Consider the following 22,644-nt stretch of genomic DNA (forward strand, 5'->3'; position numbering starts at 1 on the left):
TGCGGGGGAAGTTTTAGGTCATGTTTGACGTCGCGCCCACCGAGTTGCTGCTCGTCGTGGTGGTGGCCTTGGTGGTTATCGGCCCCAAGGATCTGCCCAAGGCGATGCGCTTTGTCGGCAAATGGATGGCAAAGGCGCGCGGCATGGCGCGCCATTTCCGCTCCGGGCTCGACACGATGATGCGCGAAGCCGAACTCGAAGAACTTGAAAAGCAGTGGCGCGAGCAGAATGACGCGATCATGCGCGAATTTCCGCGCATCGACGATGTGAACGCATCGCCCGCGACGCCTTCGGCGGATGCATCAACGACCGAACCGGCGAAGACCGAACCGGCGAAGACCGAACCGGTAACAGAGGCTGAGATCGACGGGGCCGCGGCGGCCAACCCGCCCGAAACGCACGCTATACCGCCAAAGGACGGCCCGCTGCCGTGACCGAAGAGACGACGACGGACGAGGATGGCGCCGGCGGCAAAATGCCGCTGCTCGATCATCTGATCGAACTGCGTTCGCGTTTGCTGAAATCGCTGATCGCGATCGGCCTCGCCTTTGGCGTGTGCCTCTATTTTGCGAAGCCGATTTTCGGCATTCTTGTTCAGCCGCTCGTTCGGGCGGGGCAGGGGAAGCTGATCTATACCCAACTGTTCGAGGCGTTTTTCGTCGAGATCAAGGTCGCGCTGTTCGCAGCGATGATGATCGCCTTTCCGGTAATCGCGAACCAGCTGTGGAAATTCGTCGCGCCGGGGCTGTTCAAGCAGGAAAAGCGCGCGCTGTTGCCCTTCCTGCTCGCGACTCCTGTCCTGTTCGCGATCGGCGCCAGCTTCGCCTATTTCATCACCATCCCGATCGCGCTCAAATTCCTGCTGGGATATCAGGGCAATGTCGGCGGAATCACGCAGGAAGCGCTGCCTTCGGTCGGGAATTATCTGAGCTTTACGATGCAGTTCATCATGGCGTTCGGCATCGCGTTTCTGCTGCCGATCCTGCTGATGCTGATCGAGCGGTCGGGACTGGTCACGCGCGAGCAACTGGTGTCGGCGCGCCGCTATATGATCGTCGCTGCCTTTGCGATCGCCGCGGTGTTCACCCCGCCCGACATCCTGAGCCAGCTCTTGCTCGCGGTGCCGCTGGTGTTCCTTTACGAAATGTCGCTGCTCGCGATCTGGTTCACCCAGCGCCGACGCAAAACAGGCGCCGAAGAGGCGCCTGTCGAGCCTCTCGAAGAGGCTTAGGGTAAGTTTTCCGAATCAGTGAATGGCGTCGCTGCCAGCTTCGCCGACCGATTCTATATCCCGGCCGACTCCCTTCACCGTGTTGCAGCCAGCGACCAGAAAGCTGGCAAGCAGGGACAGAAGGATAACACGCACACTCGACATTCTTCACCTCATCAGGATGGGATGCAAAATGGCCCGGCACGCTTTCGAGGGGGGGGAGGGAATGCGGGCCGGGCCAATGTTGCTGAGCAGCGCTGCGGGGGGGCGATGACCGCTGCTCAAAATGAGAAACGACCAAAGCGGCGGATAAGTTCCGAAAAAAAATCGCAGCAATGAATTTTTTTTCGGAGCTTTTTGAATCGCTTGGATTTCAGTAACTTGCCTTCATAGCGTGGTCAGCCCGCTGAGCACCGCGAGGCCCAGGAACGCCAAAAATCCCATGGAATCGGTCGTCATCGTGACGAAGATCGAACTCGCGACGGCGGGATCCTGGTCGAGCCGGTCGAGCAGCAAGGGGATCGCCACCCCGGCCACGCCCGCCACAAATATGTTCACTACCATAGCCGCCGCGATGACTGCGCCAAGCTGCGGATTGCCGAACCATAGCGCGGTCGCGGTTCCTGCGATCAGCGCGATCGTGCCGCCGTTGAGCAGCGCGATCTTCATTTCACGCCAGATCGCGCGCCAGCTGTTGGAATCGGTAAGCTGGTTCATTGCGAGCGCGCGCACGGTGACCGCCAGCGTCTGCGTTCCCGCGTTGCCGCCGACGCCCGCGACGATCGGCATCAGCGCCGCGAGCGCGACCATATGCTCGATCGCGCCGCCGAATATTGCGACGATTGACGAGGCGACGAGCGCAGTGCCGAGATTGGCGATCAGCCAGCGCACCCGCGCGCTGTATGTCTCGCGGATCGGTTCGTTGATGTCGCCATCGCCGGCGCCCGACAGGCGCAATATGTCCTCGCCCGCCTCTTCCTGAATGATGTGGACGACGTCATCGACCGTGATCATGCCGACGAGCCGCCCGCCCTTGTCGACGACCGCCGCGGAGATCAGCGCATATTTCTGGAAGCGCAGCGCGACCTCTTCCTGGTCCATATCGACCGGGATCAGCGTCTGCTCGCGTTTCATCACGTCGCTGATCGCGATGTCGCGCGGGGTGCGGAGGATCCAGCTCAATTGGCAGGTGCCGACCGGGCGGTGCCGCGGGTCGACGACGTAGATTTCCCAAAAATCGCTGGTCAGGTCGGTATCTTCGCGCAGCCGGTCGATCACGTCGCCGACGCTGACATGCTCGGGCACCGCGACCAGATCGCGCTGCATCAGGCGCCCGGCGGATTCCTCGGGGAAGGAAAGGGCGTCCTCGATCGCGGCGCGATCCTCGGGTTCCATCGCCTGGAGGACGGCCTGCTGCTCGTCCTCCTCCATATCCTCGATGATCGCGACGGCGTCGTCGGTATCGAGTTCGGACGCGAGTTCGGCCACTTGTTCGGGCGCGAGAAGATCGATCAGCTCCTCGCGGACATAATCGTTCATTTCCGCCAGCACGTCGGCGGACAGCATGTCGCCGAGCACCGCGGCGAGCATCGGCCGCTCGTCGGCGCGCGCCAGTTCGAACAGGTCGGCGATGTCGGCGGGGTGCAGGCGGCCGATCCGTTCGCGCGCGGCTTCGCCTTCGCCGGCTTCGGCCAGCTCGATGACGTCGCGCACGAATTCGGGCTTCAGCCGGTCGTCCTCGTCGAGTTCGGTGTCGGTTTCGCGTACCGGCTGTTCGCGGTCGCGATCGTCGGTGATGGCAACATCGTCCGGCGGCAAGGATTCTTCGCGTTTGTCCATCGCGCGGTCCTCCCTGGCAGTTGCGGCGTCCGAGCTTTCCCCTAGTGCTGCGGCCCGCGGATAGCAACGCCGCGAACGCCTTTTCGCGATTTAATGCGTGGCTTTGGGCGCCGCCCCGGCTATGGGACCGCCAACATAACCGCAGGAGTTCTACCATGTCCGACACTCTCACCCTTTCGCTGTCGACCGGCGATGTTGTCATCCGCCTCCGTCCCGACCTTGCGCCGCAGCATGTCGAGCGCATCACTGGTCTTGCCAGCGAAGGCTTCTACGACGGGGTCGTGTTCCACCGCGTGATTCCGGGCTTCATGGCGCAGGGCGGCGACCCGACGGGCACCGGCATGGGCGGCAGCGAGCTTCCCGACCTGCCGCAGGAGTTCAGCAGCGAACCGCACGTCCGCGGCGTCTGTTCGATGGCGCGCGCGCAGAACCCGAACAGCGCGAACAGCCAGTTCTTCATCTGCTTCGACGACGCGCGCTTCCTCGACAAGCAGTATACCGTGTGGGGCGAAGTGATCGAAGGCATGGACAATGTCGACGCGCTGCCCAAGGGCGAGCCGCCGCGCGAGCCCGGCAAGATCGTCAAGGCGACCGTTTCTTAATATCTCGTCGCCCCCGCGTAGGCGGGGGCCGCTATCGGCCTTGTGCAAGGTTGCCAGCGGCCCCCGCCTTCGCGGGGGTGACGTTTATTAGTCGCCGATAAAGCCGTTGAGCCGCTGGCACGCGGCGATCCAGTCCTGCTTGAACTCCTGCACGACCTGCCCGGCGCCCATCGCCTCGTTCATCAGGCCCACGCCCTGACCGACCCAATAGGTCGCGAGCGCCTTTGCGCCTTCATGGCCGCCCTCGGACAATTTATCGACCTTGCGCAGCGCGGGTTCGCTGACCAGCGATTGCAGCGGCATCGGTAGCGGTTTCGGCGCGTCTTCGGCCTCCCATGCGTCGGTCCATGGCGAGCGGAGCTGGCGCGAGGGTTTGCCGGTGCGGCTCTTCGAACGCACCGTGTCGCGCGACGACGCCGCGAGCATCTTTTCCTTCACGACCGGATTGGTTTCGGCCTCGGCGGTGGTGAGCCACACCGATCCGGTCCAGGCGCCATGCGCGCCCATCGCCATTGCCGCCGCCATCTGGCGCCCGGTGACGATGCCGCCCGCGGCGAGGATCGGCGTGTCGGCGCCGACGGCTTCGACCGCCGCTGCGACTTCGGGCACCAGCACCATCGTTGCGACTTCGCCGCAATGTCCGCCGGCTTCGCCCCCCGCGACGACGAGGATATCGACCCCGGCGCGGACCTGCATCAGCGCATGATCGCGCGTCCCTACGAGCGCCGCGACGGGCACGCCGTGGCGCTTGCCGAGCTCCAGCATCAACGGCGGGGGCACGCCGAGCGCGTTGGCGATCAGCGCGATCGGGTGGCGGAACGCGACCTCGAGCAACTTGGCGGCGCCGTCCTCGTGCATGTTGTCGCCGAAACTCTGCCGCCCCGCCATCGCCTCGGACAAGCCCGCGGGATCGACACCATGTTTTTCGAGCAAGCCGGCGGCAAAGTTCAGATGCGTCTCGGGCACTTTCGCGATGGCGGAGGAAGGTTCCTCACCCTTGCCGACGAAGCTGTTGGGGACGATCAGGTCGACGCCATAAGGGCGCCCGCCAATATGCTCGTCGATCCACGCGAGCTCTTCCTCAAGTCGCTCGGGGGGCAGCGCGGCGGCGCCGAACACGCCCATGCCGCCGGCTTTCGACACCGCGACGACGACATCGCGGCAGTGCGAGAAGGCGAGCAGCGGAAATTCGATGCCGAGCATCGCGCAGATCGGGGATTGCATGGGGATCTCTCCATTTGTCTATTTGCACCCATGTCAGCGCCAGTTGACGTAAACGTCAAGTTGATTTGCTGGGCGGGCGGATTATCGCAGGTGCATGACCCAATTTTCCTTGCCCGATTTCGACCTCGATGCCTTTGTTCGCGCCACGCTGGCCGAGGATTTGGGGAGCGGGGGCGATATTACCTCGATGGCGACGATTCCGGCCGACGCGCGCTTTGGCGGCGTGATGGACAGCCGCGATGCGATTACCGTCGCGGGGCTGCCGATTGCCGAGCGATTCTTTCGGGCGCTCGAACCAGCCATGGAGATCGAGATATTGGTCGAGGAGGGCGCGCAGGTCGCGTCCGGAAGCGACCTGATGCGCCTGTCGGGCAATGCGCGCGCGCTGCTGACCGCCGAACGGTCGGCGCTCAACACCGTGCAGCATCTGTCGGGCATCGCAACGATGACGCGCCAATATGTCGACGCGCTCGCCGGAACGGGCGCGATCTTGCTCGATACGCGCAAGACGATCCCGGGCCTGCGCGTGCTGGAGAAATATGCGACGCGCATGGGCGGTGCGACCAATCATCGCATGGGCCTGTGGGACGCGGCGATGATCAAGGACAATCATGTCGCTGTCGCGGGTTCGGTCGAGGAGGCGGTTCGCCGTGCGGTCGCCGCCGGAATCGCCAGCATCATCGTCGAAGTCGACCGGGTCGCGCAGGTCGAACCCGCGCTGGGGGCCGGGGCGACGCATCTGTTGCTCGATAATATGGGTCTCGATGACCTGCGCGCGTCGGTCGCGATCGTTGGCGGCAAGGTGCCGACCGAGGCGTCGGGCGGGGTACGGCTCGACACGATCCGCGCGATTGGCGAGACGGGCGTGACCTATGTTTCGGTCGGACGGCTGACGCAGTCGGCGCCCGCGGCGGACATCGGGCTCGATTTTGCGCTGGCTTGAGATTCAAGCCGTCGCTCCCGCCCAGGCGGGGGCCGCCATCGGCCTTGCGCTATCACTCCAGCGGCCGCGTACAGAGTCACGTGCCTCTGCGCGCCCTGCGCGGGAGCGACGGTCGTTATTGATCGGTGGCCTGATGCTGGCGCTGATGCCGGTCGCGGTGCAGGCGCAATCCTTGGCCTGTTCGGCGCCCGACCGTATCCCTGTCCCGCGCCTCGAACAGCCCAAACGCGGCGAACCCGTGCGCAACCCCCAAATCACCGGTTATCTGTTAGCCATGAGCTGGTCGCCGCAGCATTGCGCCGATGTGCAGGGTCCGCGCGATGCGCGCGACCGCTTTCAATGTTCGGGCGAGTACGGCCGTTTCGGCTGGGTGCTGCACGGGCTGTGGCCCGAAACCGATAAGCCGGGCTATCCGCAATGGTGCCGCCCGGCGAAGATCGTCCCGCAGCCGGTGCTGAAAAAGCATATGTGCATGACCCCGTCGGCACAGCTGCTCCAGCACGAATGGGCGAAACACGGCACCTGCATGAGCCCGAACCCGACGGCCTATTTTCGCTCGGCGGAAATGCTTTTCCGGGCGGTGCGTTTCCCCGACATGGGGGCGCTCGCCGCAAAACCGCAAACCGCTGCCAGCGTTCGCCGCGCCTTTTCCGCGGTCAATCCGGGGGTGACCGCGCCGATGATCGCCGTGTCGGTTGACCGGCAGGGATGGCTCGACGAGGTGCGGCTGTGCCTGGGGCCGCGCATGAAGCCGACAAGGTGCAAGCCATTTCAGGCGGGGGCGAAAGACGGCCGCCAGATCCGCGTTCGACCGATGCCCGCGCATTAAGCCGAATCCGGCAAAGCGTGCCAGTGCGGGACGGCGCCGCGTTAACTCTCTTTTAACCTTATCGACTCGTTAACATGGTCCTAGCTTCGCCTGCATGGACTCGGACGATCAAATCGATATTCGTGGCCGCGTTCGCGATCATGGCAAGCGGCAGCTGGTCATCGCACGGCTCAGCGCGCCGGCCGACTGGCAGGGTGAGCTCCGCGCAGCGCTGGCAGCACATCGTGAGCCCGTCACGATCTTTTCGGCCAATGATTTCCGCTTGTTTCTTCAGAGCTTCGCGATCTTCTTTACCGCGACGATGATGTTTCTGCTCTAAATTCGATCAATCGCAGGCGCGGTGCAGCTTCTGCGCGAGCCACGCCGATACCAGACACATCGCGGCGCTCATCAGCAACTGATCGACGACGCCGACGCCGGCGAAGCCCAGGCCCATCGCGAGCAGCGATCCCGCGACCATCGCGCCCGAATTGACGATATTGTTCGCGGCGACGGTGCGTGCGGTCTGATCCTTGGGCACGGTTGTCGTGAGGAAGGCGTAGAGCGGCACGACGAACATACCGCCGCTGATCGCGATGCCGAGCAGGCTGAGCAGAAGCGGATAGACGTCGGCGTGGTTCAAAAATCCACTGATGCCGTACATCGCGCCCGAGGGGTCATGTTCCCAGTTACGGCAGACCCAATAGAAGGCGACGACGAATACGCCCATGACGATGACGCTCGCGGGGCTGTATCGCGCCGATACCTGCCCCTTCAGCAACCGGTTCACCGCGACCGAGCCGATCGCGATACCGATCGAGAAGATCGCGAGGAAAAGGCTGGCGACGCTTTTGTCGGCGTGCAGGATATTTTTCACCAGCGGCGGGAACTGGATGAACAGCACGGCGCCGATCGTCCAGAAAAAGCTGATCGACAGGATCGCGAGATAGAGGCGCGGGATGTGCATCGTGCCGCGGACGAGCGTGATCGACGAGCGGACGATATGCCAGTCGATGCCCGCTTCTTCATGTTCGGGCGGGGCGGGCGGCACCTTTCGACCGGTCCAATAACCGATCGCGGCGACGAGCACGACGCCGAGCGCGGCCCATTCGACGTCGATGATCCCGGCGAGGATCGTGCCGGCGAGGATCGCGATATAGGTTCCCGCCTCGACCAGCCCGGTGCCCGCTAGGACTTCGTCGCTTTTCAGATGCTGCGGCAGGATCGCATATTTGATCGGGCCGAAAAAGGTCGAGTGGATGCCCATCGCGAACAGCGCGAGCATCATCAGCGGGATCGCGATCAGGTGGACCGCGAAACCCAGCCACGCGAGCACCAGCCCGGCGCCGCCGACGAGCATGATCAATATTTCGCAGAATTTGACGATGCGGATGATCCGCGCCTTGTCGCGCGTGTCGGCGAGTTGCCCGGCGAGCGCCGAGAGCAGGAAGAAGGGCAGGATGAACAGGCCGGTTGCGACCGCGCTGAACAATGTTTCGGACGCTTCGTCGTTAAACACGCCGTAAACGACGAACAGCACCATCGCGTTCTTGAACAGATTGTCGTTAAAGGCGCCGAGGAGCTGGGTGACGAAAAGAGGTAGGAACCGGCGTTGCTTCAACAGCGCGAAGGTGCCGGTCATGCGTGGTCCAATCTTTTCTTCATCGTTCGATACCACGCGATTGCGGGCAATTCGGTTGTCGCCCCGGGGGCTTATCGGCTAGGGCGAATGGGGTCAAAGGTCATTTTGTTACAAGCGCGCCGTTCCGGCGGGAATCAGAGGTCATGCTCAGCCTTCCTAACATCCTGACATTATCGCGTATCCTGGCGGTGCCGATCTTGCTGTTCCTGCTGTGGCCCGGGGTGGTCGAAGGGTCGCACCAGCCGAAGCCGATCGACTATGCGCTCGCCTTTGGCCTGTACTGCCTGATGGGCATTACCGATTATTTTGACGGTTATGTTGCGCGTTCGCGCGGGATCGTGTCGCGGCTGGGGGCTTTTCTCGACCCGATCGCCGACAAGATCATGATCGCGGCGGTAATCCTGCTGCTGGTCTTCACCCGCGACATCGCCGGCTATCATGTCATCGCCGCGCTGATGATCCTGCTGCGCGAGATCATCGTATCGGGCCTGCGCGAATTCCTCGCGACCTTGCAGGTATCGATGCCGGTGACGCAGCTCGCCAAATGGAAGACGACGTTTCAGCTCGTCGCGTTCGGCGCGCTGATCCTGGCAGGGGCGTTGCCCGAAATGGTGTGGATCAAGACCGTCGGGCTCGCTTCGCTCTGGGGCGCCGCGGTGCTTACGCTGATTACCGGCTGGGACTATCTGCGTGTCGGCCTGAAGCATATGGATTGAACATCGGATGTCGCTGGAGATCGCCTATTTCGCCTGGGTGCGCGAGCGCATGGGAATGGCCGACGAGACGGTCGACCTCCCCGCGGACGTCACGCATGTCGGCGCGCTGGTCGCATGGCTGGCGGCGCGCGATGCGCGCGGACAGGTCGCTTTTGCCGAACCGCAGCGCATCCGCGCCGCAATCGACGGCGTGATGATGGGTCTCGACGCGCCGCTTGCCGGGGCGCGCGAGGTCGCGCTGTTTCCACCGGTGACGGGCGGATGATCCGCGTCGCGGTTCAGCCGGCGGCGATCGACATTGCCGCCGAACTCGACCTGCACGATGCGGGCGGACATGGCGCGAGCGCCAGTTTTATCGGGCGGGTGCGCGGCGACGGCGACCTGACCGAACTGTTCCTCGACCATCATCCCGCGATGACCGCGGCGGGGCTGGCCGATCTGGCGCATGCCGCGGCCGATCGCTGGCAGCTTTCGGCGCTGACCCTGATCCACCGCGTCGGCGCGATGGTGCCGGGCGAGACGATCGTGTTTGTTCTCACCAGCAGCCCGCACCGCGCCGAGGCGCTGGCGGCGTGCGAGTTTCTGATCGACCGCCTGAAAACCGATGTCATGTTGTGGAAGCGCGAGACGTTCGGCGACGGGCGCGTCCAGTGGGTCGAGCCGCGCGAGGGGGATGAGGCGCGGGCGGAGCGGTGGAGCTGACTTCAATTTCCGTTCGTGTCGAGCGAAGTCGAGATGCCCATCGGTCACGCGCTATCCGCTGGGCGTCTCGACTTCGCTCGACACGAACGGGTTTGGTTGGCCTTAATCCCCCTGATGTTTGCGAAAAATGTCCGCGAGCATCCGGAATTCGTCGGCGCGCGGGCTGCCCTTGCGCCATACCAGCGCGATCGTGCGCCAGTCATGGTCCGAATCGAGCGGGCGAGTGTCGATATCGGTGTGGTCGAGGATGCCGGCCTCGATCGCCATTTGCGGCAACATCGTGATGCCGAGCCCGTTGTCCACCATCTGCACCAGCGTGTGCAGCGACGTCCCCATCATCCGCGCGCCGGCGCGCAGTTCGGGCCGGTTGCACGCGGCGAGGACATGGTCCTTCAGACAGTGCCCGTCTTCCAGCATCAGCATCTGCGACGGGTCGATCTGGTCGGCGCTGACCATGGCGGGCAGATCCTCCGACTGGTCACCGGGGAACGCGACGAACAAAGCGTCGTCGAACAGATTTTCGGCCTCGACGTCGCCGCAGGCATAGGGGAGCGCGAGCAGCACGCAATCGACGGTGCCGTGGTGCAGCGATTCGCACGCCTGCGCGCTCGGTTCCTCGCGCAGGAAAAGCTTGAGCGACGGGCGTTCCTTGCGGAGCCGCGGCAACAGACCGGGGAGCAGGAACGGCGCGATCGTCGGGATGACGCTCATGCGCAGTTCGCCGACCAGCGGCGCAGCAGCGGCGGCGGCCATGTCGGCGAGTTCCTCGGCCTCGCGCAGCACGCGGTGCGCCTTTTCGACGATCGCGTTGCCGAGCCCGGTGAAGCGGACGACGCGGCGGGTGCGTTCGACGAGCGTCTGGCCGAGCAAAGTTTCGAGTTCGCGAATCCCGGCTGACAGCGTCGACTGGGTGACGTTGCAGCCGTCGGCGGCGCGGCCGAAATGGCCGTGTTCGTGGAGCGCGACGAGATATTGCATCTGTTTCAGCGAGGGGAGGTAATTGTGCATTGATCGAACGTAGCAATGATCGAGCGGATTTTGAACAAGTTTGCCGATTAAAAATTCGCGGCCATAATGGCGGCGTCTGTTGCCGTTTTCCGCGCCGTCATGATAGTTATCGCCGATCAACCGGCGCGGAGGGGCGTATGGCAATTTCCCGTTTTCTGATTGGCGGCGTCGCAAGCGCGCTGTTGCTGACCGGCGGGCTCTTCATGTGGAAGGGCTATACGCAGATCGCCGAGGAAGAGCTATTGCCCGATCCGCCGCCCGCCTTGCCCGCAATTCCGGTCGCCGCGGCGGGGGCGCCCAAGCGCGGCCCCGCACCCCCGGCGCTGCCCGCCGCCAAGGAAGCGTCGCGCGAGGAGCGGCGTTTCAACCGCTTCGACCGCGACCGCAACGACCGGATCAGCCGCGTCGAGCTGATGTCCTCGCGCACCGCGGCCTTTCGCAAGCTCGACAAGGACGGCAATAATCTGCTGACCTTCGAGGAATGGGCCGCGGCGACGGGGCAGCGTTTCGCAGGGGCCGATGGCGACAAGTCGGGTGACCTGACCCGCGTCGAGTTTGCGACAACGGCGCCGAAGCAGGCGGTTAAGGCGAAATGTAGCTGTTGAGAACGATCCTCCCCATGGCGAAGCCAAGGGGAGGTGGCAGCGGCGTAGCCGCTGACGGAGGGGTAAGCGCGCGGCGTCGGAACCCCTCCACCACCGCCTGCGGCGACGGTCCCCCTCCCCAACGCTTCGCGATGGGGAGGATCTTCAGGCCGCTACCCCGTCGGCGACTTTCGCCCACTCCGCCAGCGCCAAACCCGCCCTTGCCGTATACCCCAGCTTGCGATCCTTCTTGCGCACATCCTCGGCGAGCGGCGGGAAAAGGCCGAAGTTGACGTTCATCGGCTGGTAGCTCGCGGCATCGGCGCCGCCGGTGATATGGCCGAGCAGCGCGCCGAGCGCGGTTTCGGGCGGCGGGGGTGCGAGGTCGCGGCCCGCAAGCTCGGCAGCGGCAAAGCGCGCAGCGATCAGCCCGATCGCGGCGCTCTCGACATAGCCTTCGCAGCCGGTGATCTGCCCCGCGAAGCGGATGTGCGGCGCCGATTTGAGGCGAAGCTGTGCGTCAAGCAGTTCGGGCGAGCGGATGAAGCTGTTGCGGTGGAGACCGCCGAGGCGCGCGAATTCGGCCTTTTCGAGCCCGGGAATGGTACGGAACAATTCGACCTGCGCGGCGTGCTTCAGCTTGGTCTGGAAACCGACCATATTCCAAAGCGTGCCGAGCGCATTGTCCTGACGCAGCTGGACGACCGCATAGGGCCAGCGCCCGGTGCGCGGATTGTCGAGGCCGACGCCTTTCATGGGGCCGAAGCGCAAAGTTTCAGCGCCGCGCTCGGCCATCACCTCGATCGGCATGCAGCCTTCGAAGTAAGGCGTGTCTTTCTCCCAATCCTTGAACTCGGTCTTGTCGCCATCGACCAAGCCCTGAACGAAGGCGTGATACTGGTCCTTGTCCATCGGGCAGTTGATATAATCCTTGCCGTCGCCGATCGGCCCGACCTTGTCCCAGCGGCTCGCCATCCACGCGACGTCCATGTCGATGCTGTCGCGGTAGACGATCGGGGCGATGGCGTCGAAGAAGGCGAGGGCGTCCTTGCCGGTCGCGGCGCCGATGCTCGAGGCGAGGCCCGCCGCGGTCAGCGGGCCGGTGGCGACGATCGTCAGGCCTTCCGAAGGTAGCGTGTCGATACGTTCGCGGACGATGGTGATGTTGGGATGGCTTTCGAGCGCGTGCGTGACGCCGCCCGAGAACAGGTCGCGATCGACCGCGAGTGCCGATCCTGCGGGCACCTTATGCACATCGGCCTCGCGCATGATGATCGAACCGAGCGTCCGCATTTCCCGGTGAAGCAGGCCGACCGCGTTGCTGTCGCCATCGTCGCTGCGAAAGCTGTTCGAGCAGACCATTTCGGCGAGCGCGTCGCCCTGATGCGCCGGCGTCATGTCGCCGCCGCCGCGCATTTCGGACAGGCGGACGCGAAAACCCGCCTCGGCGAGCTGCCATGCCGCTTCGGATCCGGCGAGGCCGCCGCCGATGATGTGAATGTCGTATGTCATTTACCGTATCCGTTGACTTGCCCTGCGTGCGCCGCGCACTAGGCCGGTTGGCGACAAGATGCAAAGGGAGCGACGATGAGCGGGGAGCAGGACTGGGATCGGGCACGGTGGCTGTGGCTGGCGGTGCTCGCCGGAGGAATCAGCTTTTTCGTTGCGGTGTATTTGCGGCTCGATGGTCCCGCGATCTGGGCGTGGAAGACGAGTGGCGTCGGTTTGCTGGCGGCTTGGGCGGCGGCGAATGCACGCGAGAAGAACGGCTGGCTGATCGCGGCCGTGCTCGGTTTCGGCGCGCTCGGCGATTATCTGCTCGATGCGAAGGGGCTTATTGTGGGCGCGTTGGCGTTCGCGGTGGGGCATCTGATCGCCATCATCCTCTATCTGACCAATCGGCGGGCGCAGATGACGCCGTCGCAGCGGCTGCTGGGCTGGCTGACCATGCCCGCGACGCTGGCGATCGTCTGGGGCATGCTGAGTCCCGCGCCGGGCTGGTGGCACGCAGCGGTCTATTCGCTGTTCGTCGCCGCGATGGCGGCGGCCGCTTGGACCAGCCGCTTTCCGCGTTATCGCACCGGGATCGGGGCGATGATGTTCCTGGCGAGTGATCTCTTCATCTTTGCGGGCGAGGGCGGGGTGCTATCCAGGGACGTCACGATGTGGCTCGTCTGGCCGCTCTATTTCGCGGGGCAGGCGCTCATCGCATGGGGCGTGGTCAGTACCCTCGCGAAGGAAGCCCGCACCTGATCAGGAAGGCGGCGCTGCCTCGCCGACGAGCAGCGCCTCGATGTCCGAGACCGGGCGATCGGTCATCGCCTTGACATGCTCGCCGACGAGGCGGGCGCGCACCTCCTTGTGCCAGAGCGGGCGCAGTTCGCCCATCGTGCGCGCGGGCGCGATCACGACCAGCGCGTCGAACTTGCCTGCAAGCGCCATTGCGTTGATCTTTTCGGCAAGGTTGCGCGCGAAGCGGTCTTCCTCCTGCTGGTGGAAATCGGGTTCGCCCATCGTGCCGCCGGCAAGGCCGGTGCCCGCGGGGGCGGGCGATTGGCCCGAGGCGTCGGTCTTGATGTCGCTGTCTTTGCGGTCCTCGCGTTCCTGATGCGATGTCGTGCGCAGGTCGATCTGCCGCGCGTCGCCTTGATTGCGCAGGAACAGAGCCTTTCGGCCATCGGCGACGACGACGAGAGTATTGGGGACGAGGGTGTTGGGGGCGAGAGTCATGATGTTGCTCCTTCTGCGGTAAGCAACGCACGGGCTATCGCCGAGGTTTCGCTATCCGTCCCACGCCGCGATCGTCGTGCGGTGGAGCAAGCGGTCGTAGCCGTCATAGCCCCCGGTCGCGCGATGAAGCACCGAGCGATTGTCCCACATGATCAGCATGTCGGGTTCCCATACGTGACTGTAACGAAATTCCTCGCGCCCCTGCCACTGGATCATTTCATACAGGAGCGGCAGGCCTTCGCTATCGTCGAGCCCGTCGAAGCCGATGATATAGCCCGCGCAGCCGAATAGCCCCAAGCGACCCGTTTCGGGGTGTGCGCGGACGAACGGATGAAGCTGCGTGTCGAGCGCCTCCTCGCCCGAACGAATGTCCATGCTCCGATCCTTGTCGTTCGCACCATACATGCCCGAGGGCGCGTAACCGGCGCGCGCGCTGTGGATCGCCTGCAGCCCCTCGATGCGCGCGCGAAGGTCGGCGGGCATCGCGTCGAGCGCGGCATGCTGGTTCGAAAATTCGGTGTTGCCGCCGACCGGCGGGATAGTGATCCCGAACAGGCAGGTGCCCGCAGGTGGCCGCGCCTGAAAGCTCCAGTCGCTGTGCCAGTTTTCGGCGAAGAGCGGTGCGGTCTCGTCGGCCTTTCGCTTCACGGCGATGATATGCTCGTGGCCCGGGATCGGGCGGATGAACGGGTCGTCGCCGAAACCGCCGAAATAGCCGGTGAAACGCTCGAGATCGTCCTCGTTCATCTTCTGACCGGGAAATGCCAGGACATGATGGTCGAGCCACGCCGAACGGATCTCGGCTATGGTTTCGGGGGTGAGCGGCTGCGTCAGGTCGACACCGGTCACATGCGCGCCGCACGCCTGACCGCTGGGGATAATGGTAAGCGTCATGCCGCAATGCTGCGCCGATCCGGACGCGGGGTCAATTGGGCGCGGCGATCAGGCGGGCGATCGGTGTAGACGCCGCGGCCTTTATCCATCATCCTGAGCCGCTAGCAGCGTTTTGCCCAAGCTGGAGAAGCACAGATGAAGACCCTGATGAAGATTGCGATGCCGTTTGGCCTTGGCCTCTCGCTCGCGGCCATTCCGGCACAGGGCATCGCCGCCCTTCAGCAGGGCGCGAAGGCGCCGGACTTCTCGCTGAACGCCGCGCAGGGCGGCAAACCTTTCGTCCTGTCATTGAAGCAGGCATTGAAGAAGGGGCCGGTTGTGCTCTATTTCTTCCCTGCGGCCTTTACGCCGGGCTGCACGATGGAAGCGCATCTGTTCGCCGAGGCGAGTGACGATTTCAACCGGCTGGGCGCGCGCGTCGTCGGCGTCACCGCCGGCAATATCGAGCGCGTCGCCGAATTTTCGAAATCCGAATGCCGCGACAAATTCGCCGTCGCCGCCGATCCGGGTGCGAAGGTCGCGGCAAAATATGATTCAACGATGCGGCGCCCCGACGGCACGGCGCTCTCCAACCGGACATCCTATGTGATCGCGCCGAACGGGACGATCCTGCTGAGCTACACCGACAGCAAGCCGCAGGCGCATGTCGAAAAGACGATGGCCGCGGTTCGCGCGTGGAAGGCCCGGCAGCGCTACTAGTTAATTCCATCGTCATCCCGGCGGAGGCCGGGATCTCGCCGGTGCGCCACTCCGATGGGGTGAGATCATGTTTCAGAGTCACGCGCCTTTGAACACCCTCCGCCGGGATGACGAAACAAGGGAAATGCGGCTTTTCCGACGCCTCCGATACGCCGATCGCCAAATCGATAGATCCTGATCCTAGTCGCGTTTCTGCAACCCAACCACCGCATGCATCGGCAGCTCGGCATAAATGTGCGGGAACAGTTCACCGCCGCGCGCCGGTTCCCAGCGGACCGCGTCGCCGAGCTGGAGCAGGTCCACTTCGGCGATCATCAGGCAGCTTTCTCCGGCGAAATATTTGGCGATTGTCGTTTCAAGCTGCTCCGAGGTCGACAGGTGGATATAGCCATCGGCGATATCCACCGGTGCGCCGCGGAACACGCGTTCGCGTTCGAAATCGGCCCATTGCTGCTGCGTCAGCACTTTAAAGGCCGTCGCGGCGGTCATTCGGGCGCCGCCTCGGTCGGGGTCTCGGCCTCGGGTGCCGCTGCTTCGCCTTCGGCGCCTTCGACCTCTTCCTCGTCGCTTTCCTCGATCAACGCCGCCGAGACGACATGCTCGTCCTTGGCGACGTCGAACAGGCGTACGCCCGCCGAACCGCGCCCGATGACGCGCATCGAATCGAGGCCCATGCGGATCAACTTCGCCTGGTCGGTGACCAGCATCAGCTGATGCACCTTGGTGGCGGGGAAGCTGGCGACGACAAGGCCGTTGCGCGCGATATTGTCGATATTGGTGATGCCCTGACCGCCGCGGCCTGTGCGCCGATATTCATAGGCCGATGACAATTTGCCATAGCCGTTGGCGCAGATGGTCAGGATGAACTGTTCGCGCGCGGCGAGTTCTGCCATGCGCTCGCCATCGAGCGTCGGTTCGTTCTCATTATCTTTCCACGGCGCGGCGCGCAGATAGGCTTCGCGTTCGTCGCCGCTGGTGCCGACACGGTGCAGGATCGAGAGCGAAATCACCTCGTCGCCCTCGGCGAGGCGCATGCCGCGCACGCCGGTCGAATTACGGCTCTGGAATTCGCGGACGTCGTCGCCGGCAAAGCGGATCGCCTTGCCCTGGCGCGTTGCGAGCAGGACATCGTCGCTTTCGTCGAGCAAGGCGACGCCGATCAGGCGATCGTCCTCGTTCTCGCCCTCGAACTTCATCGCGATCTTGCCGTTCGAGGGCACGTTCGTGAAAGCGTCCATGCTGTTACGACGCACGCTGCCCTTCGCGGTTGCGAACATGACGTGCAATTTGCCCCATTCGGTCTCATCCTCGGGAAGCGGGAGCACGGTCGAGATCGTCTCGCCCTGCGCGAGCGGCAGCAGGTTGATCATCGGGCGGCCGCGCGTCGCCGGCCCGCCTTCGGGCAGGCGCCACACCTTCATGCGGTACACCTTGCCCGCGGTCGAGAAGAAGAGCACCGGCGTATGCGTCGAGGTGACGAACAGCTCGGTGACGACATCCTCGTCCTTCGTCGCCATGCCGGCGCGGCCTTTGCCGCCGCGGCGCTGGGCACGGAAGGTGTCGAGCGGCGTGCGCTTGATATAGCCGTCGAGAGTGACGGTGACGACCATCTCCTCGCGCTCGATCAGATCCTCGTCGTCGATGCCGTCGGCGGCGGGAGCGAGCAGCGTGCGGCGCGGGGTCGCGAATTCCTCGCGCACCGCGACCAGCTCTTCGCGCATCACGCCATAGAGTTTGACGCGGTCGGCGAGGATCGAAAGCAATTCCTCAATCTCGGTCGCCAACTCACCGAGTTCCTTGCCGATTTCATCGCGGCCAAGCGCGGTCAGGCGGTGGAGGCGCAGGTCGAGGATCGCCTTCACCTGGATTTCGGACAGGCGGTAGGTGGCGCTTTCCTCCATCTCGCCCTCGATCGCTTCGACGAGGCGGATATAGGGGGCGATTTCGCCGATCGGCCACTCGCGCGCGAGCAGGGCTTCGCGGGCGGCGGCGGGGGAGTTCGAGCCGCGGATGATGCGGACGACTTCGTCGAGATTGCTGACCGCGACGACGAGGCCGAGCAAGATGTGCGCACGGTCGCGCGCCTTGGCGAGTTCGAACTTGCAGCGGCGGGTGATCACTTCCTCGCGGAAGGTGATGAAGGCCGAAAGAATATCCTTCAGCCCCATCATTTCGGGGCGTCCGCCGCGGATCGCGAGCATGTTCGCGGGGAAGCTCGACTGCGCCGGGGTGTGGCGCCACAGCTGGTTGAGCACGACCTCGGCGGTCGCGTCGCGCTTCAGTTCGATGACGACGCGCACACCCTCGCGGTTCGATTCGTCGCGAATGTCGGCGACGCCCTCGATACGCTTGTCGCGTGCCGCTTCGGCGATTTTCTCGACGAGACCCGACTTGCCGACCTGGAAAGGAATCGACGTCAGAACAATCGATTGGCGGTCGTTCCGGCCTTCCTCGATGATGTGCGTCGCGCGCATCATGATCGAGCCGCGGCCCGTGGCATAGGCGTTGCGCGCGCCGCCCTGGCCGAGCATCATCGCGCCGGTCGGGAAATCGGGACCGGGGACGATCGCCATCAATTCCTCGAGCGTGACGGGTTCGCCGCCTTCGAGCTGGCGGTCGATCATCGCGAGCGTCGCGTCGATGATTTCGCCGAGGTTATGCGGCGGGATATTGGTCGCCATGCCGACTGCGATGCCGCCGGCGCCGTTGACGAGCAGGTTCGGGAAGCGCGCCGGGAGCACCGTCGGCTCCTCGCGGCTCGCGTCATAGTTCGGCTGGAAGTCGACAGTGTCCTTATCGAGATCGTTCAGCAGCACCATCGCGGTCTTGGCGAGGCGTGCTTCGGTGTATCGCATCGACGCCGGCGGATCGGGGTCCATCGAGCCGAAATTGCCCTGACCGTCGATTAGCGGCACGCGCAGCGACCAGTCCTGCGTCATGCGGGCGAGCGCGTCATAGATCGCGCTGTCGCCGTGCGGGTGATAGTTACCCATCACGTCGCCGACGATCTTCGCCGATTTCTTGTACGGGCGGCCCGGGATGAAGCCGCCTTCCTGCGCCGCATAAAGGATGCGGCGATGCACCGGCTTCAGCCCGTCGCGCACGTCGGGCAGGGCACGGCTGACGATCACGCTCATCGCGTAATCGAGGTACGACGTCTTCATTTCGTCGACGATGTTGATCGGCGAAACGCCATCCTCGGACGGCGGCGTAGGCGTATTTTCTTCGGTCAAGACCCGGCCTTTTTTCTGCTTTTCGGGAGATGATTTTTTCCTAGCCGATGGTGGGTGGAAAGGCCAGCGATTCGGTCATTTTTCCAGCATTTTTTTGCTCACAGAAATGGCGCGTAAAGTGCGGGAAAAAGGGGTGAAGGCGTGGCGTCATCGGGTTCCATCGCGGGGCTTGCCAATCGCTTCGTCGTCCCTAAAGCTGCGCGCCGATGACCGCTGTTCAATACCCCCGGCGCCGATGGCCCTGATTGCGCTGGTCGGCGCCAGCGAAACGCTGGCCGACGGGTCGCTCCGCGCGCTCGTCACGGTGGCGGGCGAGACGCTGATCGAACGGCAGGCGGCGCGTCTTTCCGATGTCGGCGTGACGCATATCGCGGTTGCGGTCGGCGCGGTCCCCGCCGAATTGCTGGCAACATGCGACCGCATCCGGCGCCGCGGGCTGAAGGTGACGGCGGTCCGGGCCGCTGCCGACCTGATGGGACTGGTCGAGGCCGATGATCGCATCATCCTGGTCGCCGACGGCCTGCGCGCCGGCGGGACGCATTATGCGGCGATCGCCCGGCCCGGATCGCCGGCGATCCTCGTGACCGGCGATACGCCGCTGACGCAGGGGTTCGAGCGCATCGACGCGACCCGCCGCTGGGGCGGGCTCGCGTGCATTTCGGAACCGATGGTCGCCGAACTCGCCGCGATGCCCGGCGAGTGGGACATGATGCTGACGCTGCTGCGCCTCGCGGTGCAATCGGGCGCACGGCGGCTTTACTGCGAGCCCGCGCTGTTCGAACAGGGCGATATCGCGATCGTCGCTGATCGCCCCACCGCGGCGCTGATCGAACAGTCGAGCCTGCAACAGGTCGAATATGGCGGCATGGGGCTCGGCCGTTCGGCGATCATGATGCCGCTGATCCGGCTTGCCGGACCCTTGCTGGTCAAATCGCCCGCCACCGCGCGCTATCTGCCCTATGTCACCGCGGTGCTGTGGGTGATCGTCGGGTTACTGGCGGCGACCGGACTCGCTGCGGCGGGAGCGCTGGTGGCGATCTTCGGCGGGCTGGGGCTTGCGGCGATGCGTTTCCTGTCGGCCTTTCGCGCCGAAAGCGCGGCGCAGGACCGGACGCGCGAGGTGATCCGTACCTTTGCGTGGGTGCTGCTCGCCATTTTTCCGTGGCTCTTGTCGCTCGCCGGTCCGGCGCACAAGATGCCGCTGTTTGCCGAGGCCGCACTGGCGCCGTGTCTCGCCGCAACCATCCTGCTCGCGCGCTGGCTTTACGAGGATTCGGGCGAGCGCCGCCGGTTCCACTGGCTGCTGCCCGACGCCGATCAGGCGTGGATCATGCTCGCGCCCGCGCTGTTGTTCGGGTTCGCGCCGTTGATGTTCGCGATCATGCCGCTGCTCGCGCTGCTCCAGATATTGCTCTGGCTGCGGCTCGCGCGGCGCCCGGAAGGGCGCTAGAACAATGGCCTTGAAGGTTTAAGGCCTATTAACGCCATGCTGTTATTGGCGGATGCGCATGAGTGAATCCGTCTCCTCTCCCGGCATCGATCCGCCGTCGCCGACGCTGTCGGCGCGCCTGCGCGAGCTGGCGGGTTATCTGGCGGCGCCCGCTGCCGGGCGGCTGACCGAGGAGCAGCGTGCGCTGTCGCTAGGGGTTGCGCGCCGGCTGGTCGTCGATGTCGCGGCAAGGCTCGATCCCCGTATCGATTCGGGTCTCCTGTGGAACGAGTGGCTGCGCGGCGGACTGCCGTGCGCGGCGCGGCTCGCGGGCATTTGTTTCGCGCGCGCCGAGGAGCATCGCTGGCGCGAGCAATCGGGGCAACGAACCAGCCCGCCACCGGTGCTATCCGAACCCGAAACAGCCCACGCCGACGCGCCGGCGGAGAGCGTGCCGCTATCCGGTATCGATCGCGCCTATCTGACGCTGCAGATCGCCGACCGCCGCCGCTTCGACGCGCTGGGTAATCCCGCGCTTGCGATCGCCGATCTCGATGGCGAAATCTTCCGCACCCTGCTGCTCGATATCGCCGCGTGGCGGCTGGACGAGGTGAGCGGGGACAAGCGCCGCGCCGCCGACCTGGGCGACGCGGTGCGCGTCGCGATCGAACGGCAGGCCGACGAAACCGGGATGGCGCATGCGGGACAGGCTTATTACGAGATTTTGGGTGCGGCGTTGCCCGGCGCGGCCGCCGCGGCGATCGCGCGCCACAATTGGCCGACGCTGATCGCGCTCGCCGCTTCGGCGCACCGCCGCGCCTATGACGATATGGCGATGACGCTCCTGACCGCCGAAGCCGCCGCGCTGCCTTCGCTGCTCGCGCCGCTGCGCCTCGATCACGCGGCGCTGGCGCCGCTCGAGGCGTCGCTGGTGATGCTGCCCGCGCGCGCGGTCGCCGACGTGAGCAACGATGAGTGAGCGCATCATCCGGGGCCGGATCGACCGGTCGGGGGTGCTGGTCAGCGCCGATGCGCCGTTGTTGCGCTTGCAGCAGCGTGCGGGCGCGGGGCTCGACAAGCCGCTCGCGCTGCCGCACCTTGCGCGCCTCGTCGCGCTGGCGCAGCGGCTTCACCGCGATATCAGCCGGCCGCTATATGCCGCGGACGACCATAGCGACATCCACGCGCTCGTCCGCATCACGCCCGACGCCGACGGCGTCAGCCTCGAGATCAGCGACTGGCGTACGCGCCCGTTGATGCAGCCGCAGGTGCCCGTGATTGCCGACAGCGCCGCCGTACCGCAAAGCTGGACGTGGGAATGCGACCAGCAGCTGCGCCTGGTCGCGTTGCACGCCGCGCCCGATGCGCCCGCCATTCCCGATGGTTGGGAAGGCCGCTCGCTGTCGGAGCTGTTCGAGCTCCAGCCCGACGAAGACGGGCGATTTCCGGTCTTGCGCGCGCTGGCACGCCAGTCGCGCTTTGAAAGCCAACGCGTGCAGGCGGCGGGTATCGCGATGACCTTGTCGGGCGAAGCCTTGTTCGACGCCACGGGGCGTTTCACGGGTTTTCGCGGGCTTGCGGCCGTCGCCGAAGATCAGGAGCCCGCCGAGCCGAAGGGCGGCGGAACGCTCGTCGATCCGGCGTTCGGATCGCTCCCGCTGTCCGATCCGCAGTTCGGCCGCCGCATCGACGGCGCGCTGCGCGGCCCGCTGAGCCGGATCATCGCGACGGCGGAGACGATTTCGGGGCAATTCGACGGCCCGATCCGCGCCGATTATGCTCGCTATGCCGGCGATATCGCGCATGCGGGGCGGCACCTGCTCGGCCTTGTCGACGATCTTGCCGACCTTCAGAATATCGAACGCCCCGGGTTCAAGGCGGCGGCCGACGAAATCGACTTGGGCGATCTGGCGCGGCGCGCGGTCGGCCTGCTCGGGATGAAGGCCGAGGAAAAGGGCATCCGCATCGACGCGCCGCGCACCGACGACCGGGCGCCGGCCTATGGCGAGTTTCGTCGCGTTCTGCAGGTGCTGCTCAACCTGCTCGGCAACGCGATCCGTTACTCGCCCGACAATTCGCAGATATGGATTCGCGTCGACCGCGAAGAAGGCCGCGCGACGGTGACCGTCGCCGACCAGGGGCAGGGCATCGACGCCGAGCAGCAGGCGGTGGTGTTCGAAAAGTTCGAGCGGCTCGGGCGCACCGACAGCGGCGGATCGGGACTGGGCCTCTATATCGCGCGCCGTCTGGCGCGTGCGATGGACGGCGACCTGACCGTCGACAGCGCGCCGGGGCAGGGAGCGCGGTTCACCTTGAGCCTGCCGGTGCGGGATGACGATACAAGGGACGTCAGCAACCGGTCGTAAGCCCGTGTCCTACGG

The 22,644-nt window shown here is 65.1% G+C and carries 25 protein-coding genes; 15 read left to right on the forward strand and 10 right to left on the reverse strand.

Annotation, left to right across the window (positions count from 1 at the left end; genetic code table 11):
* The first annotated feature begins 20 nt into the window (after positions 1–20).
* Entirely contained in the window at positions 21–434 is a 414-nt protein-coding gene (gene tatB / locus VJ811_RS09260) for a Sec-independent protein translocase protein TatB (protein WP_324071985.1), read from the forward strand.
* Positions 435–475: 41 nt separating this feature from the next.
* On the forward strand, positions 476–1,231 hold the full coding sequence (tatC, locus tag VJ811_RS09265) for a twin-arginine translocase subunit TatC (RefSeq protein WP_324072010.1): 756 nt from the start codon (positions 476–478) through the stop codon (positions 1,229–1,231).
* Between the two features lie 15 nt (positions 1,232–1,246).
* Here the strand turns inward: tatC and VJ811_RS09270 are convergent, their stop codons facing one another.
* Together VJ811_RS09270 and mgtE are read right to left on the reverse strand one after the other, a co-directional pair.
* Positions 1,247–1,375: an entericidin A/B family lipoprotein gene (locus VJ811_RS09270; protein ID WP_324071986.1), complete on the reverse strand. Its 129-nt coding sequence runs from the start codon at positions 1,373–1,375 to the stop codon at positions 1,247–1,249.
* A gap of 222 nt (positions 1,376–1,597) precedes the next feature.
* Positions 1,598–3,049, reverse strand: a complete 1,452-nt coding sequence (gene mgtE, locus VJ811_RS09275) for a magnesium transporter (RefSeq protein ID WP_324071987.1) — start codon at positions 3,047–3,049, stop codon at positions 1,598–1,600.
* Positions 3,050–3,204: 155 nt separating this feature from the next.
* Here mgtE and VJ811_RS09280 point away from each other — a divergent pair, with 155 nt between their 5' ends.
* Positions 3,205–3,651 carry a peptidylprolyl isomerase gene (locus tag VJ811_RS09280; RefSeq protein WP_137888389.1) on the forward strand — a complete coding sequence of 149 codons (447 nt, stop codon included), beginning with the start codon at positions 3,205–3,207 and terminating at the stop codon, positions 3,649–3,651.
* Positions 3,652–3,738: 87 nt separating this feature from the next.
* Here the strand turns inward: VJ811_RS09280 and VJ811_RS09285 are convergent, their stop codons facing one another.
* The gene (locus VJ811_RS09285; RefSeq protein WP_324071988.1) at positions 3,739–4,875 is read right to left on the reverse strand and encodes a nitronate monooxygenase; all 1,137 of its coding nucleotides are present in this window, start codon (positions 4,873–4,875) and stop codon (positions 3,739–3,741) included.
* Between the two features lie 94 nt (positions 4,876–4,969).
* Between VJ811_RS09285 and nadC the strand changes: the two genes are divergently transcribed.
* The 3 genes from nadC (at position 4,970) to VJ811_RS09300 (ending at position 6,966) form a co-directional block, all read left to right on the forward strand.
* Positions 4,970–5,818, forward strand: coding sequence for a carboxylating nicotinate-nucleotide diphosphorylase (gene nadC, locus VJ811_RS09290; protein ID WP_324071989.1), 849 nt, complete (start codon positions 4,970–4,972; stop codon positions 5,816–5,818).
* Between the two features lie 118 nt (positions 5,819–5,936).
* Positions 5,937–6,647, forward strand: coding sequence for a ribonuclease T2 family protein (locus tag VJ811_RS09295; protein ID WP_324071990.1), 711 nt, complete (start codon positions 5,937–5,939; stop codon positions 6,645–6,647).
* 94 nt (positions 6,648–6,741) lie between these two features.
* The gene (locus tag VJ811_RS09300; protein ID WP_324071991.1) at positions 6,742–6,966 is read left to right on the forward strand and encodes a hypothetical protein; all 225 of its coding nucleotides are present in this window, start codon (positions 6,742–6,744) and stop codon (positions 6,964–6,966) included.
* 6 nt (positions 6,967–6,972) lie between these two features.
* Here the strand turns inward: VJ811_RS09300 and VJ811_RS09305 are convergent, their stop codons facing one another.
* The gene (locus VJ811_RS09305; protein ID WP_324071992.1) at positions 6,973–8,268 is read right to left on the reverse strand and encodes an MFS transporter; all 1,296 of its coding nucleotides are present in this window, start codon (positions 8,266–8,268) and stop codon (positions 6,973–6,975) included.
* A 143-nt stretch (positions 8,269–8,411) separates the two neighbouring features.
* On the opposite strand from VJ811_RS09305, the gene pgsA reads away from it, so the two are divergent.
* Genes pgsA through VJ811_RS09320 form a run of 3 tightly spaced genes read left to right on the forward strand, consistent with a single transcriptional unit; the run spans position 8,412 to position 9,686 of the window.
* The gene (gene pgsA / locus VJ811_RS09310) at positions 8,412–8,984 is read left to right on the forward strand and encodes a CDP-diacylglycerol--glycerol-3-phosphate 3-phosphatidyltransferase (protein WP_324071993.1); all 573 of its coding nucleotides are present in this window, start codon (positions 8,412–8,414) and stop codon (positions 8,982–8,984) included.
* A gap of 7 nt (positions 8,985–8,991) precedes the next feature.
* The gene (moaD, locus tag VJ811_RS09315) at positions 8,992–9,249 is read left to right on the forward strand and encodes a molybdopterin converting factor subunit 1 (RefSeq protein WP_324071994.1); all 258 of its coding nucleotides are present in this window, start codon (positions 8,992–8,994) and stop codon (positions 9,247–9,249) included.
* Positions 9,246–9,686, forward strand: a complete 441-nt coding sequence (locus tag VJ811_RS09320) for a molybdenum cofactor biosynthesis protein MoaE (protein ID WP_324071995.1) — start codon at positions 9,246–9,248, stop codon at positions 9,684–9,686. The genes moaD and VJ811_RS09320 overlap by 4 nt, the downstream gene beginning before the upstream one ends.
* Before the next feature lie 102 nt (positions 9,687–9,788).
* Here the strand turns inward: VJ811_RS09320 and VJ811_RS09325 are convergent, their stop codons facing one another.
* A complete protein-coding gene (locus tag VJ811_RS09325; protein WP_324071996.1) occupies positions 9,789–10,694 on the reverse strand; it encodes a hydrogen peroxide-inducible genes activator in 906 nt (301 codons plus the stop codon).
* A 137-nt stretch (positions 10,695–10,831) separates the two neighbouring features.
* On the opposite strand from VJ811_RS09325, the gene VJ811_RS09330 reads away from it, so the two are divergent.
* Positions 10,832–11,299, forward strand: coding sequence for a hypothetical protein (locus VJ811_RS09330; RefSeq protein WP_324071998.1), 468 nt, complete (start codon positions 10,832–10,834; stop codon positions 11,297–11,299).
* Positions 11,300–11,443: 144 nt separating this feature from the next.
* Here the strand turns inward: VJ811_RS09330 and trmFO are convergent, their stop codons facing one another.
* Positions 11,444–12,790, reverse strand: a complete 1,347-nt coding sequence (gene trmFO / locus VJ811_RS09335) for a methylenetetrahydrofolate--tRNA-(uracil(54)-C(5))-methyltransferase (FADH(2)-oxidizing) TrmFO (protein WP_324071999.1) — start codon at positions 12,788–12,790, stop codon at positions 11,444–11,446.
* A gap of 75 nt (positions 12,791–12,865) precedes the next feature.
* Between trmFO and VJ811_RS09340 the strand changes: the two genes are divergently transcribed.
* Positions 12,866–13,531, forward strand: a complete 666-nt coding sequence (locus VJ811_RS09340) for a lysoplasmalogenase (protein ID WP_324072000.1) — start codon at positions 12,866–12,868, stop codon at positions 13,529–13,531.
* On the opposite strand, the gene VJ811_RS09345 is transcribed toward VJ811_RS09340, so the two are convergent.
* The gene (locus VJ811_RS09345; protein ID WP_324072001.1) at positions 13,532–14,008 is read right to left on the reverse strand and encodes a host attachment family protein; all 477 of its coding nucleotides are present in this window, start codon (positions 14,006–14,008) and stop codon (positions 13,532–13,534) included.
* A 51-nt stretch (positions 14,009–14,059) separates the two neighbouring features.
* On the reverse strand, positions 14,060–14,902 hold the full coding sequence (locus tag VJ811_RS09350; RefSeq protein ID WP_324072003.1) for a TauD/TfdA family dioxygenase: 843 nt from the start codon (positions 14,900–14,902) through the stop codon (positions 14,060–14,062).
* Between the two features lie 147 nt (positions 14,903–15,049).
* Between VJ811_RS09350 and VJ811_RS09355 the strand changes: the two genes are divergently transcribed.
* Complete coding sequence (locus VJ811_RS09355; protein ID WP_324072004.1) at positions 15,050–15,601, forward strand: peroxiredoxin; 552 nt, start codon at positions 15,050–15,052, stop codon at positions 15,599–15,601.
* 180 nt (positions 15,602–15,781) lie between these two features.
* On the opposite strand, the gene VJ811_RS09360 is transcribed toward VJ811_RS09355, so the two are convergent.
* Together VJ811_RS09360 and gyrA are read right to left on the reverse strand one after the other, a co-directional pair.
* Positions 15,782–16,090 (reverse strand): DUF952 domain-containing protein, encoded by a 309-nt coding sequence (locus tag VJ811_RS09360; protein ID WP_324072005.1) that lies wholly within the window; start codon positions 16,088–16,090, stop codon positions 15,782–15,784.
* Complete coding sequence (gyrA, locus tag VJ811_RS09365; RefSeq protein WP_414711929.1) at positions 16,087–18,765, reverse strand: DNA gyrase subunit A; 2,679 nt, start codon at positions 18,763–18,765, stop codon at positions 16,087–16,089. The genes VJ811_RS09360 and gyrA overlap by 4 nt, the downstream gene beginning before the upstream one ends.
* A gap of 304 nt (positions 18,766–19,069) precedes the next feature.
* On the opposite strand from gyrA, the gene VJ811_RS09370 reads away from it, so the two are divergent.
* Genes VJ811_RS09370 through VJ811_RS09380 form a run of 3 tightly spaced genes read left to right on the forward strand, consistent with a single transcriptional unit; the run spans position 19,070 to position 22,629 of the window.
* A complete protein-coding gene (locus tag VJ811_RS09370; RefSeq protein WP_324072007.1) occupies positions 19,070–20,284 on the forward strand; it encodes a hypothetical protein in 1,215 nt (404 codons plus the stop codon).
* 58 nt (positions 20,285–20,342) lie between these two features.
* Positions 20,343–21,242 carry a hypothetical protein gene (locus tag VJ811_RS09375; RefSeq protein WP_324072008.1) on the forward strand — a complete coding sequence of 300 codons (900 nt, stop codon included), beginning with the start codon at positions 20,343–20,345 and terminating at the stop codon, positions 21,240–21,242.
* The gene (locus VJ811_RS09380) at positions 21,235–22,629 is read left to right on the forward strand and encodes a HAMP domain-containing sensor histidine kinase (protein ID WP_324072009.1); all 1,395 of its coding nucleotides are present in this window, start codon (positions 21,235–21,237) and stop codon (positions 22,627–22,629) included. Before VJ811_RS09375 ends, VJ811_RS09380 begins: the two co-directional genes overlap by 8 nt.
* The last annotated feature ends 15 nt before the right edge of the window (positions 22,630–22,644 follow it).

It is taken from the genome of Sphingopyxis sp., assembly GCF_035250425.1.
In the GTDB taxonomy this organism is placed as follows: domain Bacteria; phylum Pseudomonadota; class Alphaproteobacteria; order Sphingomonadales; family Sphingomonadaceae; genus Sphingopyxis.